This is a genomic window from Hymenobacter negativus, assembly GCF_017571495.1.
Lineage (GTDB): Bacteria > Bacteroidota > Bacteroidia > Cytophagales > Hymenobacteraceae > Hymenobacter > Hymenobacter negativus.
This window is the reverse complement of sequence record NZ_JAGETZ010000007.1, coordinates 55937-72199: the sequence shown is the minus strand read 5'-3', so window position 1 is coordinate 72199 and position 16263 is coordinate 55937. Positions and strand designations below refer to the sequence as shown.

Genomic DNA, 16263 nt, shown 5'->3' with positions numbered 1-16263 from the left:
AAGGCGTAATACCACATTCGGTTTCACCTTTTGACTTCCAATTCTTAACTTAAAAGCCCGTTGCTCAAGGCAACGGGCTTTTTTTACATCTGTATCTTTGGTGAATTATTGGGCTGGCACTGCATTTGTCTAAACGCAGCGTAAGCTATTTCTTATTTATCCTTATGAATCGCCGCTGGCTCATCTTTACCCCTGCTATTTTGTTTCTATTGGCGTCGGCGCAGCTGGCCCTGGGCCCTGGCGATGCCGTGCGGAGCGTTCCGCAATCCAGCTTTGGCCGCGGCGAAACCATTAAATATACGGTGCATTATGGCCTCATCAACGGCGGCGAAGCAACCGTGGAGACCAGCGGCAGCCTAGAGCGCGTGAATGACCGCCCCTGCTACAAAGCCACCGTGAGTGGCAAAACCACCGGCTCGTTCGACTTTTTCCTGCGCATCCGCGACCAGTGGCGGGCCTATATCGACACCACCAGCATTCTGCCCCTGCGCGCTCAGCGCGAGATTGCCGAGAAGAATTACCGCAAAAAGGAAACCGTAGAGTTCGACCACCTGCACGACATGGCCGAGGTGACCGACCACACCCACAACAACGCTCGCTCTACGGTGAAGGTGGCCAACAATTCGCTGGAGCTGGTGAGTGGTTTTTACTACCTGCGCACCCTCAATTTTGAGCGCATGCACGTGGGCGATGTGGTGCGCGTGCCGGGCTATTTCGACGGCGACAACTTCATGCTGGAAGTGGTGTTTAAGGGGCGCGAGGTGGTGGAAACCAAGGCCGGCGATGTACGCGCCTTTAAGCTGGTGCCCAGAATGCCAAACAACAAGCTCTTCCGAGGCGAAAACGCTATTTCGGTGTATTTTTCTGACGACCGTAATAAGATTCCGGTGCTTTTTCAGGCCGAGATGTTTGTAGGCACAGTGAAGGTGGACATGGTCAGCTATAAAGGCCTGAAATCGCGCCTGAACATGGCCAATTAGTGCCGGGCACAGCCAAGCATTCTATGTATTACTCTTTCCTGATTGCGTAGCCGCTACCGACGACGGCACTCCGGCTCGCTTGCATGGACGCTATTACGTACTTCCTCATAAACTGCCCTATTGTAGTCGTAGTAGTGGTTGCGGCTATTGGCTTGGGGCGGTATCGCAAGCCTCGACCTACGCAGCGGTGTGGGCTATTCATGCATTGTTGTATACTTTCCTCAATGTCATATACGGCATTGCCTTGTGGCTGCCCGAACGGCAGCGCGTTTAGGCTACTGCCTTATTCCAAGGTCACACAATCGTAACATAGCCTCGGCCCTACAAGGCGGTACTTTTGCGGAAACATTGTCTCGCTTCACATTAAGCCCAACGCCCGTGACTGCTGCTAAATCGCCCGTGTATAAGATTCTCGTGGTTGACGACGACCCGGATATCGTGGAGCTTTTGGAGTTCAACCTGAAGAAGGAAGGATATCAGACCGCCTCCGCCTCCGACGGTCGCAAAGCCCTGGAAATCGCCGCCGATTTCAACCCCGACATCATCCTGCTCGACGTGATGATGCCAAACCTCGACGGCATCGCCACCTGCCGCCTGCTCCGCGAGCAGCCCAAGTTCAAGGATACCTACATCCTGTTTCTGACGGCCCGCGCCGAGGAATTCTCCGAAGTAGCCGCCTTCGAAGCCGGCGCCGACGACTTCATTGCCAAGCCCATCAAGCCCCGTGCCCTGCTCGGCCGCCTGGCCGCCGTAAAGCGCCGCGACCAGGACCCCCACAACGCCATTGATGCCATCGACATCAACGGCTTACGCATCGACCGCACGGCCTTCGCCGTGTACCAGGACGGCAAAAAAATCACCCTGCCGAAGAAAGAATTCGAGCTGCTGGCCTTCCTAGCCTCCACCCCCCACAAAGTGTTCAACCGCGAAGAGCTGCTCCAGAACATCTGGGGCAATGACGTTTTTGTGTTGGCCCGCACCGTGGATGTGCACGTGCGCAAAGTGCGCGAAAAAGTAGGCGACCACCACATCCAGACCATCAAGGGCGTGGGTTACAAGTTCAACGCTGATTAAGGCGCTCATTCTGCCTGTCATCCTGAGTACTGCGAAGGACCTTACCACGCCCAGAACTACGGTTGTTCAAGCGTAGTAAGGTCCTTCACAGTACTCAGGATGACTTATTTTTACCCAAGAATACCTGCCATTTATGAATCTTTCTTCCCGCACCATTGCCATTCTTATTGCGCTACTGGTGGCGGGCGTGCTCACCACCTATGCCCGCATTGGCCCTACGCTGCCGTTTCGCGAGGCCTTTCTGGCGGCGGGCGTCACGGTAGCAGCGTGCTTTTTGTTAGTTTACCTCTCGTTTGAGGCGCTGATTTTTCGGGAAATCAATGGCATCTACGCAGGCCTCGAACATATCAAGCGGAAGGAGTTCAAGAAGCTGAGCAGCAAGTTCCTGTTTCGCCCCGAGCCAGTGAAGCGCGTGCGCGATGAGATTCTGCTCATGGCCGAGCGTCGGCAGCAGGAGTTGGACGAGTTGGTGCGCCTGCAGGCCCTGCGCCGCGAGTTTCTGGCCGATGTATCGCACGAGTTGAAGACGCCATTATTTGCCGCACAAGGCTTTGTGCACACCATTCTGGACGATGAAGACGACGATATCGACCTTGCTACCCGCCGCAAATTTCTGAGCAAAGCCGCCGCCAGCCTCGATACGCTGGATGCGTTGGTACAGGACCTCGTCACCATCGCGCAGCTCGAAAAAGGCGTGGTACGCATGCGCCGCCAGCGCTTCGACCTCATTGTGCTGGTACGCGAAATATTTGAGCTGCTGGAGCAGCAGGCCGCCCGGCGCGGCACCACGCTGGAGCTGTTTCCGCCCACCCTGCCCGAAGCGGGTTTGATGATAGTGGCCGACCGCAACCGCATTCGCCAGGTCCTTGTCAATTTGATTGACAATGCCATCAAGTACGGCCGCGACCATGGCCGGGTAGTGGTGTCGCTGATTGAAGGCAGCCGCTCCGTGCGCGTTGCCGTGCGCGACGACGGTGCGGGCATCGCCCCCGAACACCAGGGCCGCATCTTTGAGCGCTTCTATCGCATCGATAAAAGCCGTTCCCGCGAGTCTGGCGGCTCAGGGCTGGGCCTAGCCATCAGCAAACACATTGTGGAAGCACACAAGTCCACCATCAAGGTGAAGAGTACACTTGGCGAAGGTACCACCTTGGAGTTCAAGCTTAACAAGCCAAAAGGCACGTTACCAGCAGCCAGTTAGTGTTTGGTAAGAAGGTAGATTTAGCCGAAGCGTCAATGCATGAGCCACCGAACCCAATCAGGTATTTGGCCGAAAACGCTACTTACAAGGTGTACTCTTTGCATGAAAGCGTTTACCTAAAAAAGAAGGCGACCAGTCAGAATTTCAATGCATTCGAGGAGTGCGACCTCAACATCGCTTGGCACTATGGCGACCCTGCGGCGGCCATTCTCCTGTATTCAGCAAATCACGTTGTAATAGCCGGCTGCGGCATTACAATTTACGACATCAGCCAAGAGCTGGCAGTTAATCTGTTCAATAAGCCTAATAACATCTGGTGGACAGATGGACTATATCAGGACGGAGCCGATAAGCTGACCGAATGCCGCTTCGTAAGCCATTTTGAGAACGACAGCTTGCGTGTGTTCAAGCTCAATGTCTTAACAAAAGAGGTTATGATGCTCCCATGAAGCGTACCGTGCAGACATAGCGCACGGCCGTGGCCGTACCTTTGTGGCTTCTTATGAAGCTTCCCGATTTTTCCGACCTCGTTATTTTTGAAAACGACGACTACCTCGTCGTCAACAAGCCACCGTTTCTAGCCACGCTCGATGAGCGGGTGGGCGGCGCGCCCAACATGCTGCGCTTGGCTCGCCAGCACCACGATGATATTCAGGCCGCCCACCGCCTCGACCGCGAAACCAGCGGCGCGTTGGCCTTTGCCAAAAACCCGGCCGCCTACCGCCACCTCGCCATGCAGTTTGAAAACCGCGAGGTGAAGAAGCAATACCACGCTGTGGTGTGGGGCACGCCGCAGCTCGACCGCCAACTGGTTGAGCGCAGCATCGAAACCACTAGCCGAGGCAAAGCGCGGCTCGCCTACAAAGGCAAGCCCGCCGAGACCTACTTCACCACCCTCGACACCTTCACCCGCCACGCTCTCATTCTGTGCGAGCCCATCACCGGCCGCATGCACCAGATTCGCCTGCACCTTATGTACCTGCAGTCTCCCATTGTGGGCGACAAAGACTACGGCGGGGAAGATTTCTACCTATCTACGCTCAAAAAGAAGTTTAACCTGAAAGAGGGCCAGGAAGAGCAGCCCTTCATTAAGCGTTTTGCCCTGCATGCCCTAAAACTTCAGTTTACAGGGTTGAATGGCGAAGAAATCAGCGTAGAAGCACCATATCCAAAGGACTTCCGGGTGCTGGTGGAAGTGCTTGGGCAGAACCGTTAACAGGGCTACGTAGCCATGTTAGGGGCGCTGGACGAACACGGCGACGTGGGTCGAGTCGTTGGCATGCGGCTTGGTGAGGTTGCGAGGGATGCCACGCTGCCATTTTAGCGCATACTGTGGGTTGCTGCGTAGCTGCGTCAGTGTAACGCCATCATCAACAACTGCAATGCGGCTATCCCACACCAGCACCGTTCCCGCTGGCAAAGGCTGTTGGGCAGCTACCACATCGAAGCGGTGGATGTAGTTCGCGAAAGGGTCGGTCCCCAACACAAAATGGAGCGCTGGCATCGTCGTTACCAGCGCAGGTGGCCCAGCTGGGTAATTGTGATGTATCCAATCAGCAACCTGATGGTTTAGAACCAACTCCCCCTGCGGCCCAAAGTCACGGCGCCAGCGCAACGCAAGGTTCAGTCCAGTTAAAGGATATATGAGTACTACTGCTACTAAGGCTATCTGCACGCGCTGCCGCACCTCGGGCCTTTTTAGCCATCCGGTCAACACTGCCAAGCCGCTAATTGCTACAATAGCTGCCAGCGGGGTCAGGGCGGCTAGTACGCGCGTCATGCCATACGATTTAAAGATGCCAAGCGCCCAGAAGGTGGAATGGGCCGTGATATAAGCCACGATGCTTCCATACACCAGTAGCAGTTCGGTAGTCCATTGGGCCGGACGGTGGCGCCACGCAGGCCGCAGCCAAGCTACTGCTCCCCACACCATACCCGCTACAAATAGGGGCAACAAGGCCCATCCCAGCCAGCCTTGCAAGTGCACAATGTAATCAAACCAGTTGCCGTGGCCGTAGCTGGACTGACCGCCTCGGTAAGCATTGCGGCCGAAGACCCAACCTAATTCGTCGAAGGCCAGCCAGCCCGCTACACTGTATACACTGAATCCGATTGCCAACATCGCCAGCCAACGCATATTTCTGCTTACCAACAGGTAAACTACCCAAACGATGAGCAGCACAAATCCTTCGGCCCGCACAAATGGCAGCCAGGAAAGCACCAGCGCAGACCAGCCTACGCGGTTATGCGCCGCCAAGGCCACACCCAGTATCAGCACCAAGCCAAACAGGGGTTCGGTAAGTCCCGAAAACTGCATTAAGAAGTAGTCCGGAGCCGCGTAAGTAAATGGTACGGCCAACCAAGGGGCCGGCATCCGAAGCTGCACAGCCACCCGAAAAGCTAAGTGTGCTGATAGCGCTGCAACGAGGCATTGGAACAGCATAATACCCACAAAGCCCGCCTGCGACGGCAGCACAGTGAGCAATACAAACAGCGGCTTTGCCCACGAATCAAGGAACAATTCGGGGTGTGCCAGGGCATAGCGACTGCACAGGTAATGTTGGATGCTGTCGCCGGTATCGTAGGTATTTTGGGTCTTGAAGGCCAATATCATTGATACTGCAAGCAAGACTACTCCTGCTAAATAGGCCCAGCGCGTATCAGCTAAATCGGCTTTCAGAGGTCCATTATCCATCATTACCTGCAAAAGTAGGTGCCCAGCCGTTAGGCCGTTTCAGAAAAACTACTGCGCCACGTTTGGCTATTATCCGATAAATCAGTACCTTTGTGTCCGTTTTTCCCGGAGCCCAATCGGCTCCGTACTCTTATTCAATAGTTTAGCATACCTTTTTTTCGACTCATGGACCACCTGAGCTTCAAGACGACCCACGTCAGTAAGGCCAACGCCCAGAAGAGCTGGGTTATCGTAGACGCCAGCGTCGCCCCTCTGGGCCGCGTTTGCTCGCAGATTGCCAACATTCTGCGTGGCAAGCATAAGCCTTCGTTTACGCCCAACGCTGATTGCGGCGACAATGTCATCGTTATCAACGCCGACAACCTGCGTGTAACGGGCAAAAAAATGACCGAGAAGGTCTACATCACGCACTCGGGCTACCCCGGCGGCCAGAAGCGTCGTACGGTGCGCGAGCAGATGAACCGCGACTCGCGCCGCGTAATTGAGCACGCTGTGAAAGGCATGCTGCAAGGCAACCGCCTTGGCGCCGCTCAGTACCGCAACCTGTACGTGTACGCTGGTACCGAGCATCCCCACGAGGCCCAGCAGCCCGTGGCAATCGAACTGAAAAACCTGTAAGCCAACGACGGCTTACGCTTTTATTTTTCCACTAAATGGCAATTACCAACACCTCTGGTAGAAGAAAAACCTCGGTGGCCCGCATCTACATGCAGGCCGGGCAAGGGAATATCACTATCAATGACCGGGACATGAAGTCGTATTTCAGCAATGAGTTGCTGGAAAACGTTGTGAACCAACCCCTGGCAATCCTCGAGCAAGTCGGCCAGTACGACATCAAGGTGAACGTGCGCGGCGGCGGCATTTCGGCACAAGCCGAGGCTATCCGTCTGGCTATCACTAAGGCGCTCGTGAGCGACAACGAAGAAACCCGCCCTGCTTTGAAGAAGGAAGGTTTCATGACCCGCGACCCCCGCATGGTGGAACGCAAGAAATTCGGCAAGCGCAAGGCTCGTCGTTCGTTCCAGTTCTCGAAACGCTAATCCAGGAGGAAATATATCATGGCCCAGACTACCTATAAGGACCTGCTCGACGCAGGTGCCCACTTTGGTCACCTCACCCGCAAGTGGGACCCCAAAATGGCGCCGTACATCTTCATGGAGAAGAACGGCATCCACATCATTGACCTCAACAAAACGCTGGTTTCGCTCGACTACGCAGCCCAAGCTATTCGCAACATCGCGAAGAGCGGCCGCAAAGTGATGTTCGTAGCCACGAAAAAGCAGGCGCAGGAAATCGTTACGACGGAAGCTGAGCGCTTGAAAATGCCTTTTGTTACCGACCGGTGGCTGGGTGGCATGCTCACTAACTTCGCTACGGTTCGCAAGAGCCTGAAGAAGATGGCTACCATCGACAAGATGGTGAAAGAAAACACCGCCTACGCCGCACTGGCAAAGCGTGAGAAACTGATGATGTCGCGTGAGCGTGAGAAACTCGGCCGTGTGCTGGGTGGTATCTCCGACCTCGGCCGTCTGCCCGCTGCGCTATTTGTAGTGGACGTGAAGCGCGAGCACATCGCCGTGAAAGAGGCTGCTAAACTGGGTATCCCGGTTTTCGCTATCTGCGATACGAACTCGAATCCTGAGCTGGTGCAATTCCCGATTCCTGCCAACGATGACGCTTCGAAATCCATCCAACTGATTGTTGGCGTGATTGGCAAGGCCATCGAAGAAGGCCTGTCGGAGCGCAAAGTTGACAAAGAAGATGCCGACCGCAAAGAAGCCGATGAGGCTGCTATTGCTGAGAAAACGGCTGCTGACGAAGAATAGTCTCTTCCTCGCTCTTTGAAAAAAGGGAACCTTCGAGTAGTCTAGGCTCCGGAGGTTCCCTTTTTCTTTTTGTAGCGCGGACTGTTAATCCGCGACCCTTTTCAAAAAAACCATCCACTTAATTCGCGGACTAAAGTCCGCGCTACATCAAATGGCCGCTATTACCGCCGCAGACGTAAACAAGCTCCGCACCATGACCGGTGCTGGCATGATGGATTGCAAAAAAGCCCTGACCGAAGCCGATGGCGACTTCGAAGCTGCGCGCGACATTCTGCGCAAGGCTGGTCAGAAAATCGCTGACAAGCGTGCTGAGAACACGACGTCGGAAGGCTTCGTGGCCGTGGCCGTGAGCGAAGATGGCACCAATGGCAAACTGGTAGCCTTGGCTTGCGAAACTGAATCGGTAGCCAAAGTGGCTAACTTCCGCGAGCTGGTGCAGCGCATTCTGGATGCGGCCGTGCGTACCAACGCGACCAGCAAAGAAGAACTGCTGGCTGTGAAAGAGGACGACGGGTTGACCATTCAGGAGCACATCACCGACCTGACCGGCAAAATCGGCGAGAAGCTGGACCTCACCTACGTGACCCTGACCGCTGAGAAAGTTGCTTCGTACATCCACTCCGACAGCAAGAAAGGCGTACTTGTGGGCCTGAAAAATGTAGGCTCGGCCGACGTTGCTGCCGTGGGCCGCGACGTGGCGATGCAGATTGTGGCTATGAAGCCCGTTGCTGTTGACAAAGATGGCGTAGACTCGGCTACGGTAGAGCGCGAAATCGAAATCGGCAAAGAGCAGGCGCGTGCTGAAGGCAAGCCCGAGGCGATGCTGGAGAAAATTGCACAAGGCAAGCTGAACAAGTTCTACAAAGAGCAGACTCTGCTGAACCAGGAGTTTGTGAAAGATGGCTCGATGACCATCGCCCAGCTGCTCGATAGCAAGTCGAAAGGCATGACGGTATCGGACTTCAAGCGTGTAGCTATCGGCGCTTAATTGGAGTTTTTAGCTGAACACCCCATTTTTAGCTAAATTGAAAGCCCTGCCGGCATCTTGCCGGCGGGGCTTTTCTCTGTAACGATGAATGCTGCTATTCAAAGCTCCAGCAAGCTGGCACGAGTAGGTGCTATACTCGCCATACTCATCGGCACGTTGTTGCTAAACGGATTTATAGTGGCGTACCTGTGGGGTACAGGCGTTGATTTTGCTACGCAGGACATCGTGCTACCAGCAGGGTCTGGCTTTCAGATAAATCCGCTTCCTGCCAGCTACAAATGGTTGTTAGGTGCGGTACTGGTAGCCAACATGGGGGCACTGCTGTACTTGCTGATAAGAAGCAAGCGGTATTATGTGCTGAGTTTTGCAGCGGGAGCGGCCGTACCTATGAGCTACCTGATTAGTATTTTGATATCGGTGTAACTGGGCACTAACGCTGCTGCCACGCCCGCACCCGCGCCCGGGCATTCTCGCGGAGGTTGACATAGAACAGGCTATAATCGGCAATGTGGTATGAATGACGCAGAATCCATTCACCAGGAAGGATGAAGCGGGGATAGCCGCCGGGCTTTGGGGGCGTAACCCAGAGCAGACCCCGGTGGATTTTAGCATCGGTGAGGTGCGGGTCGATGCGCTTGAAGCGCTGGCTGACGCCACCGCGGTTGAGGCTGGCGGGAGCCAGAAGGGTATCCGTGGTCCAGGTGAGGGGATTGGTGACGGCAAAGGGATGGAAGGGTGGAAAATCGTTGCCGGTGGCTACTGCGTTGTAAGTTATGAAGCAGCCCGTTGCGACTGAGTCCTGGCAGGGACGAATGGTTTGGTATTCGTGAGGCTTCACTTTGAAGCCGATGAGATAGGCTGCCACGAGTTGACGGCGCAGTTTGGGGTCGTTATCAAAAAATTCGTGGAGGAGGCGCGTAGCATGGTCGGTACCCTGGCTGTGTCCGGCGATGATAATGGGCCGGCCTTGGTTGTAGTGCGCGAGGTAGTATTTGAAAGCAGTACGGACGTCAGAATAGGCCAGGTTCAGGGCCTGACGGCCGCTGGTATTTGCGGTGGAATCGAAGAAAGAATAGAGGGTGGCCTGCCGGTAGCGCGGCGCATAGATGCGGGCGGCAGCATTGAATACGGTGGCCTGCTTGCGAATGGTGCTTTTGTCGGTATAGCGGTTGAGGCGGCTGTTGCTGACGTTGGCATTCCAAGCTTTGCGCCAGAAGTAGGTGGTAGGATGAATGAAGAAAACGTCGGCTTCAGCAGTGGCTTGTTGGTCGCGCAGGGTGGTTTTGCGTGGCGTGGCGTGGCCGGAATCCTGGTGGGTAGGCAGAGCGGCCCAGCTGCTGGCATTGGTGTAGTCGGGTGCGGGCGACGGAGTATAGTAGGCGAAATCGTGCGGCGGCTTAAGGAGCTTCAGGCAACTGGTGAGGGGGAATAAAACCAGCATTGCCCAGAGGAAGGGCCCAATTCTGCGGCCACCTCTCGGGTGGTGAGGAAGGGCCTGATGATTTTCACTTGAATAGGTCATAGAATAATGGGCAACGCTTATGCTTCACTGGGTTTTGGGGGCCAGTGCTGTAGCTTGCGGGGCTCGCCTGATTCCTCGTAGAGCAGCGTCAGCGGTTGGGCCGGTTTGGCCACCACATCAGCCAGGGTGATGTTCCAGCGGTGCCACATTTCGGCCAGTGCCTGAGTGTAAGCGCTGTTTTCCCAAGGGTTGAAGATGGTACCGGTGACGTCGTCCAGGAGTGCATCGAAAACCAGGTGGGTATCGCCGGGGCGCGGGTGGCGCGGGTAGATGTCGGGCACTACGTTGAGCAAGTGGGCGGCGTAATACACGCGGGCTTTGAACTCAGCAATTTGCACGGGATGGAGCGGACGCTGGGCATCGGCGTAGACCTTGCGCATGGCCTGCCCTACCAGCCCGATGTCGACCAGGCAGGCTACTAACACGGCTTTGTCGAGCTTGATACTGAAAACGAGCGTGTTCAGGTCGTCGTCGTATTCAAAGGGCGTAATGTCCTCGGTGGGGTCGGCTTCGAGCACGAACACGGAGCCAGGCACAAAATCAGCGTACTCGGTGGACACGCGCAGGCCTTGTAGCAGTTGGAAAAAGGCCTGGAAGCGACGTACCAGCGCAGCGTTTTCGGCCAGCGGATACTTGGGCTTTATCAGCGGCTCGAACTCATTCAGCAGCTCGGTGATGAAGATGCCGTAGAACATTTTGCCCATCCAGAGAAACAGCGTGTCATCGCCGAGGGCGCGGAGGGCGGCGGGGCCCTGTAAACTGGCGGCCTCTATCCTACTTTCCAGGTCGGCGATGCGCTGGCGGGCGGCCGGTGCAGCGGGAATGCGCAGGTCGGCCATGCGAACGATGCGCTGGTCGAGGAGTTGCATGGGGCGGTCGGCCAGGTTATAGCGGGCCTGGAGCCACTCGGCAAAAACGGGCACAGTGTCATCGGGGCCAACGGGCTGGCCGCTTAGAAAGCAGGTTTCGGGACCGAACCGCATGCCATCGAAGGGGTCGTAGGGCAAGAGGTCGGCGGGAGTGAGCTGGGGCATAAAAAGCAATAGCGCGAACTTTGTGGCCCGCGCCGCCACACGGCCAGCCGGATGTTCCGGGCAGCGCGCGGGGACGCGGACTACAAAGTTCGCGCTACAATGGTTACGAAATCGAGCGGTTAGCGCGAGAGCGTGTTGCCGGCTTTGATGAGCAACTTGCTCAGGTTGGTGAGCGGAGCAGCGTAGTCGCCGCCGGCATCATCGGCTACTTTAGCGGTTTCGGCGCCGAGGCTGGCCAGGATTTCGGCAATGTCGTGGGCGGGGGTTTTGCTATCGGCCAGCAGTTCGCCTAACTGGTTGAGCTCCTGCTTAATTTTGGCCAGGCCCGGGCGTTCAGAAGCGGCTAGCACTGCCGTCCAGCGCTCTACTTCGCTACGGCCTTGCGGGCCGGAATTAGTAGGCGTACCCGCCGCGAGAAAGGCGAGGGTATCGTCGAGCAGCGCGGTGTTTTGTTGGTCGCTCACAGCCATGGGAACTTCGGGCGTAGTGGGCGTTTGCGGTGTGTTGGCGGTGGAATCCATGAAAATGCGAAAAAGAAAAAGCGTAAGGGGCTATACTCATGCCAGCCCAGAAAAGTTAGCGGGCCGGTTTACGCAAGGTAGCGGGTTACCTTTTTGCACCGTTCAGATTAACGGCATCATCTCACCCCTTTTTTCAAGAAAGTCATGAAATTCTCCGTTAAAACGCTGTTCGTTGCTGCTGCCGTTGCTTTCACTGCCACTGCTTGCGAGCAAACCAAAACCACCGAAACCACCACCACTACGCCCGAAGGCACCACTGCTACCGTAACCACGGACTCGACCGCCACGATGTCGGCCGAAGAAGCTGGTGCTAAAATGGACGCCGCTGGCGACAAAATGGAAGGCAAGATGGAAGAAGCCGGTGCCAAAATGGACGCTAAAATGGAAGCTGCCGGTGATAAAATGGATGCTGCTGGTGCCAAGATGGATGCCAAAATGGATGCTGCTGGCGACAAAATGAAAGCCATGGGCAACGCTGCCGCCAAATCGGCTGAGCAAACTAAAGACAACATGAAAGAAGCCGCTAAGAAGTAACTCCCCTGCTTTTGGAAGGCCCGGCCCGGACGCTACAGCGTCTGGGTCTTTTTTTGCCTTTGGTGCAAGCGGCACTTATAATCCCGAAACTTCATTTTGGGCTACTCGTGCCAAATGACTTGCGCTAGCCGTTGGCGATTTCCAGCAGCACCTCATAGTAGGGCCGGCCCAGGGTACGGGCCCGCAGCCACGAGTAGAAGCTGATAACCTGCAAGTCCTCCCGCTCTTCCGAAATGAAGTGTGGGATGTGCGATACCCGATTGGCAAAATCATGGTCGTGCTCGGCAATGGGGTTTTCCAGTAGCTCGCGCACCATGCCCAGGTAGGTGAGCACGGGGATGTAGGGGCCACCCAGGGGCACGGCGGCGGTGCCCGCTTCGGCATCGGCCGGCACAGCGGGGAACTGCTCGCGGATGGTGCGCTCAATGGCCTTTATGCGGTTCAGAGCCAGTTCGGGGTTGTTGAGCTCGACCTGAATGAGGGCTTCGCCAATGTTGCGGTTCAGCAGCCACTCCAGGCCCAGGTGCTGCTCAAGCCAGTGGTCGGTGCGGGCTAGGCTGAGCAGAGCCTGATTGGCTTTAGCAAATTTGCCTTCGGCAAAATAGTGGAAGGAGAGCTGGAAACGCAGCGTGAGGTCGTCGGCGGTGGTGAGGGATTTGGCATCGCGCAACACTTTTTCGAGCAGCTGAATGCCCTCGGCGTTGCGGCTCAGAAAGGCATAGTTCGCAGCCAGCAGAAAGGTAAAACGGGGGCCTTCGGCAAGCTGGCGGCCCGGTGCGGCGGCCAGCAGCGCCTGCGCTTTCTCCAGATACGCCACCGAATCGGCGAAGCGGCGCGAGCGGTATAGCGCATGGGCCAGCATGTAAAGCAGCTTAAGCTGGTGCCCGCGCTGGGCCGGCGCAAAGCCATGGCGGCGTTCCATCAGCTTGTAGCACCGCTCGATGAAGACAGCGAACGAGGTAAAATCGCGCCGGACCAGCATAGCATTGCGCGTAATCGACATGAGGCGGCTCAGCAGCGAGGGCGAGCGGGCAAAGGCTTCCTGGAGGTCGTATTCGGCCAGAATTTTTTGCAGAATATCATCGACGGATACTGCGGCGCGGCCGCGCACGCGGGCTTCGCGCAGGCGCTGACGCAGCAGGCTGTCGGCAATATTGGCGCGCTCTTCTTCGTCGGCGGCTTTCTTATTGAGGCGGTAGCGGGGCAGGATTTCATCGAGCGGCTCGGCGTGGGGCGAGTCGGCGTGCTGAATCTGGAGGTTGTACACGGCATTCAACTGCTCATACTGCTCGCTTTCGCGGCCCAGCTTTTCGGCTTTGCGCAGGGTATTCCAGGCCAGACGCGGAATGCCGGCTTCAAACAGGTATTGGGCCAGGGTGAGGTGGCCGCGCACGGTGGCGGCGGCCGTACTATCGAGCTGGCGCTGGCGCAGCAGCAGGTAATCGGTGAGGTGGCGCATGAGGCGCTTGCGCAGCGCGTAATAGGCTACGGGGTTGGGCTCGTCGGGGTAGAGCTGAGCCACCAGCTGCTCGGGCTTGAGGGGTTTGGCCCGCACCAGCAGCTCGAAGAGGCGCGAATCGAGGCGGCCAGCCACTTTGCGCCGCTGCCGCTGAATGAAGCGGCCAAAATCGCGCCGGTCGTCGGGGCTGAGGGTAAGGAGCGTAGTACGGAGGTCATCCATATAAACAATCGAATATTATTGACTGATTTGCAATATCCTTTTATCAGCGCGATTTGATTTGAATTACAGCCTATTGAGCAGCAAAAATCAGTGTACGCAACGTCTGATAACGTGCAAAATACGGTTGAAAATGGATTACACAGCATCGCACCTTTGGGCAACACTCACGCTTAGCCCCTCGCCTGATGCTTACACGCTTACTATTGCTGCTCCCCTGCCTGTTTTTGCTGGCCGGCGCGGCCCGCGCCCAGGATATGCTCACCAAGCGCAACGGCGAGGAAATTGCCGTGAAGGTGATTGAAATCACGCCCGCTGAAGTCCGCTACCGCCGCACCGACAACCCCGACGGCCCGCTCATCAGCGTGTGGAAAACGGACCTGTTTATGGTGCGCTACGCCAACGGCACCAAGGAGCTTTTTACCACGCCCACGGCGGCCCAAGGAATGCCTGTAACAGCAGGTACGGCCCACACGGCTTTTCCCGGCGAGGTACCTACGAATAATCAGTCGCCGGACGATGCTATTCTCGACGAGCCCATTCACCTCGATGGACCCCGGATAGGCTTCACCGTGCTGTCGGGCGGGGTGCTCGACAAGGCCCGCGAAAACATTGGCGACCTCAACCCTTTTCTCACGCAGTTTGGCTGGCAGTTTGAAAACCGCCTTTTCCGGCTACCCAATGGCCTGAGCGGGCTAGTGGAGCTGGTACCACTGGTGGGCGGCCTGGAGCAGGGCAAATTTATTCCCAGCGTGAGCGGGCTGCTGGGCATTCGCGGGGCCAAGGGCTTTGAGTTCGGCCTGGGCCCCAACGTGACGCCGCTGGGCGCCAACCTGGTGCTGGCCGTGGGCTCCTCTTTCAAATCCAACGGCATCAACTTTCCGATAAACCTGGCCGTGGTGCCCGGCAACGGCGGGGCCCGCGTCAGCCTCATGCTGGGATTCAATGCCCGGCATCGCTAAGCACTTTTCACTGGTTACTAAATTGTTATCATGAAAAGTTTCTTGCTCGCATTGCTATTGGCCAGCCCCAGCATGACTTGGGCTCAGAATGCGCCGACTGATATCATTCTGCGTACCGACGGCAGTGAAGTGGTAGGCCGCGTGCTCACTATTTCGCCCGTGACGGTGAGCTACCTGCCGCCAGCGAGTGCTGATACCCTGCGCCTGGCAGCAGCCGACGTATTTCTGGTGCGCTACGCCAACGGCACCCGCGAAGTACTGCACCCGATTGCCCCTGTTGCCGGCCCGGACAAAGATGATTTGCTGCCCGGCATGAGCGACCTGCAACGGCGCGTGCAGGGCCGCCAAGATGCAGCTCGCTACTACACCAACCAAGCTCCGTTTTGGGGCTCGCTGGGTGCCACCCTCTACACGGGGCCGCTGCTGGGACTGATAGCGCCTGCCGTGATAACAACGCCAGCAGTAGCAACGCGCAACCTGCACGCTCCGCACCCGGAGTTGCTGGCTGACCCCGCGTATAGCAATGCCTACCGGGAAGAGGCACACCGCCGCAAGCGGGGCCGGGCCTGGGGTGGCTACGGCGTGGGGGCTGGCGTGTGGGTAGTACTGATTGGCGCATTGGTGGCAAGCGTGCCCTAGGCGTCGGTGTGCAAAATTTCGGCATTCCGACACCAACCCCAACGCTGCCCAAAATGGCTGCGTACAAGCCCAACAATTGCACCTACTGTCCCACCCACATTTCCTTACTAAACTCTTTAAGCCATGGATATCAACAACAATAACATCGGCGATAGCACCGAGCTTAAGGCTCGCGGCAACTGGAACGACATCAAAGGCCAGGCCAAGCAGAAATGGGCCGGCCTGACGGATGATGACCTTACCTACGACGAAGGCAAACAAGACGAGTGGTTTGGCCGGCTTCAACAGAAAACCGGTCACGCCATTGATGACATCAAGAACTGGTTCAACGAAAAGACCGACAACGCAACGGCCTCGACTACTGGTACCGAGTGGCGCGCCCGCGGCAACTGGGACCAGGTGAAAGGCCAGGCCAAGCAAAAGTGGGGAAACCTCACCGATGATGACCTGACTTACCAGGAAGGCAAGCAGGACGAGTGGTTTGGCCGCTTGCAGGAGAAAACCGGTGAAACGGTTGACGACATCAAAGCCTGGTTTCAGCGGAATTTCTAGTTCTAAATCCCCCCGATGAAGTAGCAGCGCCTTCCAGTTCCACACGCTACTGCTTTG

General features: G+C 56.7%; 19 protein-coding genes. 14 read left to right on the top strand and 5 right to left on the bottom strand.

The annotated features are described in order from the left end of the window. The first annotated feature begins 164 nt into the window (after positions 1-164). From J4E00_RS15645 to J4E00_RS15625, 5 genes are all read left to right on the top strand, one after another. On the top strand, positions 165-980 hold the full coding sequence (locus J4E00_RS15645) for a DUF3108 domain-containing protein (protein ID WP_208176123.1): 816 nt from the start codon (positions 165-167) through the stop codon (positions 978-980). Between the two features lie 378 nt (positions 981-1358). Then, positions 1359-2054, top strand: a complete 696-nt coding sequence (locus J4E00_RS15640) for a response regulator transcription factor (RefSeq protein ID WP_208176122.1) — start codon at positions 1359-1361, stop codon at positions 2052-2054. 133 nt (positions 2055-2187) lie between these two features. Next, positions 2188-3255, top strand: a complete 1068-nt coding sequence (locus tag J4E00_RS15635; RefSeq protein ID WP_208176121.1) for a sensor histidine kinase — start codon at positions 2188-2190, stop codon at positions 3253-3255. Positions 3256-3320: 65 nt separating this feature from the next. After that, on the top strand, positions 3321-3704 hold the full coding sequence (locus J4E00_RS15630) for a hypothetical protein (protein WP_208176120.1): 384 nt from the start codon (positions 3321-3323) through the stop codon (positions 3702-3704). 53 nt (positions 3705-3757) lie between these two features. After that, positions 3758-4471, top strand: coding sequence for an RluA family pseudouridine synthase (locus J4E00_RS15625; RefSeq protein WP_208176119.1), 714 nt, complete (start codon positions 3758-3760; stop codon positions 4469-4471). 18 nt (positions 4472-4489) lie between these two features. Here the strand turns inward: J4E00_RS15625 and J4E00_RS15620 are convergent, their stop codons facing one another. After that, on the bottom strand, positions 4490-5869 hold the full coding sequence (locus J4E00_RS15620; RefSeq protein WP_208176118.1) for a hypothetical protein: 1380 nt from the start codon (positions 5867-5869) through the stop codon (positions 4490-4492). Positions 5870-6115: 246 nt separating this feature from the next. On the opposite strand from J4E00_RS15620, the gene rplM reads away from it, so the two are divergent. From rplM to J4E00_RS15595, 5 genes are all read left to right on the top strand, one after another. Then, complete coding sequence (gene rplM, locus J4E00_RS15615; protein ID WP_208176117.1) at positions 6116-6568, top strand: 50S ribosomal protein L13; 453 nt, start codon at positions 6116-6118, stop codon at positions 6566-6568. Between the two features lie 35 nt (positions 6569-6603). Beyond that, the gene (gene rpsI, locus J4E00_RS15610; RefSeq protein WP_208176116.1) at positions 6604-6990 is read left to right on the top strand and encodes a 30S ribosomal protein S9; all 387 of its coding nucleotides are present in this window, start codon (positions 6604-6606) and stop codon (positions 6988-6990) included. A gap of 18 nt (positions 6991-7008) precedes the next feature. Then, on the top strand, positions 7009-7776 hold the full coding sequence (gene rpsB / locus J4E00_RS15605; RefSeq protein WP_208176115.1) for a 30S ribosomal protein S2: 768 nt from the start codon (positions 7009-7011) through the stop codon (positions 7774-7776). Positions 7777-7927: 151 nt separating this feature from the next. After that, complete coding sequence (gene tsf / locus J4E00_RS15600) at positions 7928-8764, top strand: translation elongation factor Ts (protein WP_208176114.1); 837 nt, start codon at positions 7928-7930, stop codon at positions 8762-8764. 84 nt (positions 8765-8848) lie between these two features. After that, positions 8849-9187 (top strand): hypothetical protein, encoded by a 339-nt coding sequence (locus J4E00_RS15595; RefSeq protein ID WP_208176113.1) that lies wholly within the window; start codon positions 8849-8851, stop codon positions 9185-9187. A 7-nt stretch (positions 9188-9194) separates the two neighbouring features. Here the strand turns inward: J4E00_RS15595 and J4E00_RS15590 are convergent, their stop codons facing one another. From J4E00_RS15590 to J4E00_RS15580, 3 genes are all read right to left on the bottom strand, one after another. Then, positions 9195-10205, bottom strand: coding sequence for a DUF3089 domain-containing protein (locus J4E00_RS15590; protein WP_208176112.1), 1011 nt, complete (start codon positions 10203-10205; stop codon positions 9195-9197). Positions 10206-10303: 98 nt separating this feature from the next. Next, positions 10304-11320, bottom strand: a complete 1017-nt coding sequence (locus J4E00_RS15585) for a hypothetical protein (protein ID WP_208176111.1) — start codon at positions 11318-11320, stop codon at positions 10304-10306. Between the two features lie 119 nt (positions 11321-11439). Then, positions 11440-11841, bottom strand: coding sequence for a hypothetical protein (locus J4E00_RS15580; RefSeq protein WP_208176110.1), 402 nt, complete (start codon positions 11839-11841; stop codon positions 11440-11442). Between the two features lie 144 nt (positions 11842-11985). Between J4E00_RS15580 and J4E00_RS15575 the strand changes: the two genes are divergently transcribed. Beyond that, complete coding sequence (locus J4E00_RS15575) at positions 11986-12375, top strand: hypothetical protein (protein WP_208176109.1); 390 nt, start codon at positions 11986-11988, stop codon at positions 12373-12375. 124 nt (positions 12376-12499) lie between these two features. On the opposite strand, the gene J4E00_RS15570 is transcribed toward J4E00_RS15575, so the two are convergent. Then, complete coding sequence (locus J4E00_RS15570) at positions 12500-14056, bottom strand: hypothetical protein (protein ID WP_208176108.1); 1557 nt, start codon at positions 14054-14056, stop codon at positions 12500-12502. Between the two features lie 185 nt (positions 14057-14241). On the opposite strand from J4E00_RS15570, the gene J4E00_RS15565 reads away from it, so the two are divergent. The 3 genes from J4E00_RS15565 to J4E00_RS30280 all read left to right on the top strand — a co-directional run bounded on the left by J4E00_RS15565 (position 14242) and on the right by J4E00_RS30280 (position 16206). Beyond that, complete coding sequence (locus tag J4E00_RS15565; RefSeq protein WP_208176107.1) at positions 14242-15015, top strand: hypothetical protein; 774 nt, start codon at positions 14242-14244, stop codon at positions 15013-15015. A gap of 30 nt (positions 15016-15045) precedes the next feature. Next, on the top strand, positions 15046-15654 hold the full coding sequence (locus J4E00_RS15560; protein ID WP_208176106.1) for a hypothetical protein: 609 nt from the start codon (positions 15046-15048) through the stop codon (positions 15652-15654). Between the two features lie 123 nt (positions 15655-15777). Beyond that, a complete protein-coding gene (locus J4E00_RS30280; protein ID WP_410779756.1) occupies positions 15778-16206 on the top strand; it encodes a CsbD family protein in 429 nt (142 codons plus the stop codon). The last annotated feature ends 57 nt before the right edge of the window (positions 16207-16263 follow it).

Bases quoted from the DNA above. Each gene is read 5' to 3' on its own strand.
- J4E00_RS15560 (WP_208176106.1), top strand. From the start codon at position 15,046: ATGAAAAGTTTCTTGCTCGCATTGCTATTGGCCAGCCCCAGCATGACT.
- J4E00_RS15645 (WP_208176123.1), top strand. From the start codon at position 165: ATGAATCGCCGCTGGCTCATCTTTACCCCTGCTATTTTGTTTCTATTG.
- rpsI (WP_208176116.1), top strand. From the start codon at position 6,604: ATGGCAATTACCAACACCTCTGGTAGAAGAAAAACCTCGGTGGCCCGC.
- J4E00_RS15590 (WP_208176112.1), bottom strand. From the start codon at position 10,205: ATGCTGGTTTTATTCCCCCTCACCAGTTGCCTGAAGCTCCTTAAGCCG.
- rpsB (WP_208176115.1), top strand. From the start codon at position 7,009: ATGGCCCAGACTACCTATAAGGACCTGCTCGACGCAGGTGCCCACTTT.
- J4E00_RS15575 (WP_208176109.1), top strand. From the start codon at position 11,986: ATGAAATTCTCCGTTAAAACGCTGTTCGTTGCTGCTGCCGTTGCTTTC.
- J4E00_RS15565 (WP_208176107.1), top strand. From the start codon at position 14,242: ATGCTTACACGCTTACTATTGCTGCTCCCCTGCCTGTTTTTGCTGGCC.
- J4E00_RS30280 (WP_410779756.1), top strand. From the start codon at position 15,778: ATGGATATCAACAACAATAACATCGGCGATAGCACCGAGCTTAAGGCT.
- J4E00_RS15625 (WP_208176119.1), top strand. From the start codon at position 3,758: ATGAAGCTTCCCGATTTTTCCGACCTCGTTATTTTTGAAAACGACGAC.
- J4E00_RS15595 (WP_208176113.1), top strand. From the start codon at position 8,849: ATGAATGCTGCTATTCAAAGCTCCAGCAAGCTGGCACGAGTAGGTGCT.
- rplM (WP_208176117.1), top strand. From the start codon at position 6,116: ATGGACCACCTGAGCTTCAAGACGACCCACGTCAGTAAGGCCAACGCC.
- J4E00_RS15580 (WP_208176110.1), bottom strand. From the start codon at position 11,841: ATGGATTCCACCGCCAACACACCGCAAACGCCCACTACGCCCGAAGTT.
- tsf (WP_208176114.1), top strand. From the start codon at position 7,928: ATGGCCGCTATTACCGCCGCAGACGTAAACAAGCTCCGCACCATGACC.
- J4E00_RS15570 (WP_208176108.1), bottom strand. From the start codon at position 14,056: ATGGATGACCTCCGTACTACGCTCCTTACCCTCAGCCCCGACGACCGG.
- J4E00_RS15585 (WP_208176111.1), bottom strand. From the start codon at position 11,320: ATGCCCCAGCTCACTCCCGCCGACCTCTTGCCCTACGACCCCTTCGAT.
- J4E00_RS15635 (WP_208176121.1), top strand. From the start codon at position 2,188: ATGAATCTTTCTTCCCGCACCATTGCCATTCTTATTGCGCTACTGGTG.
- J4E00_RS15620 (WP_208176118.1), bottom strand. From the start codon at position 5,869: ATGATATTGGCCTTCAAGACCCAAAATACCTACGATACCGGCGACAGC.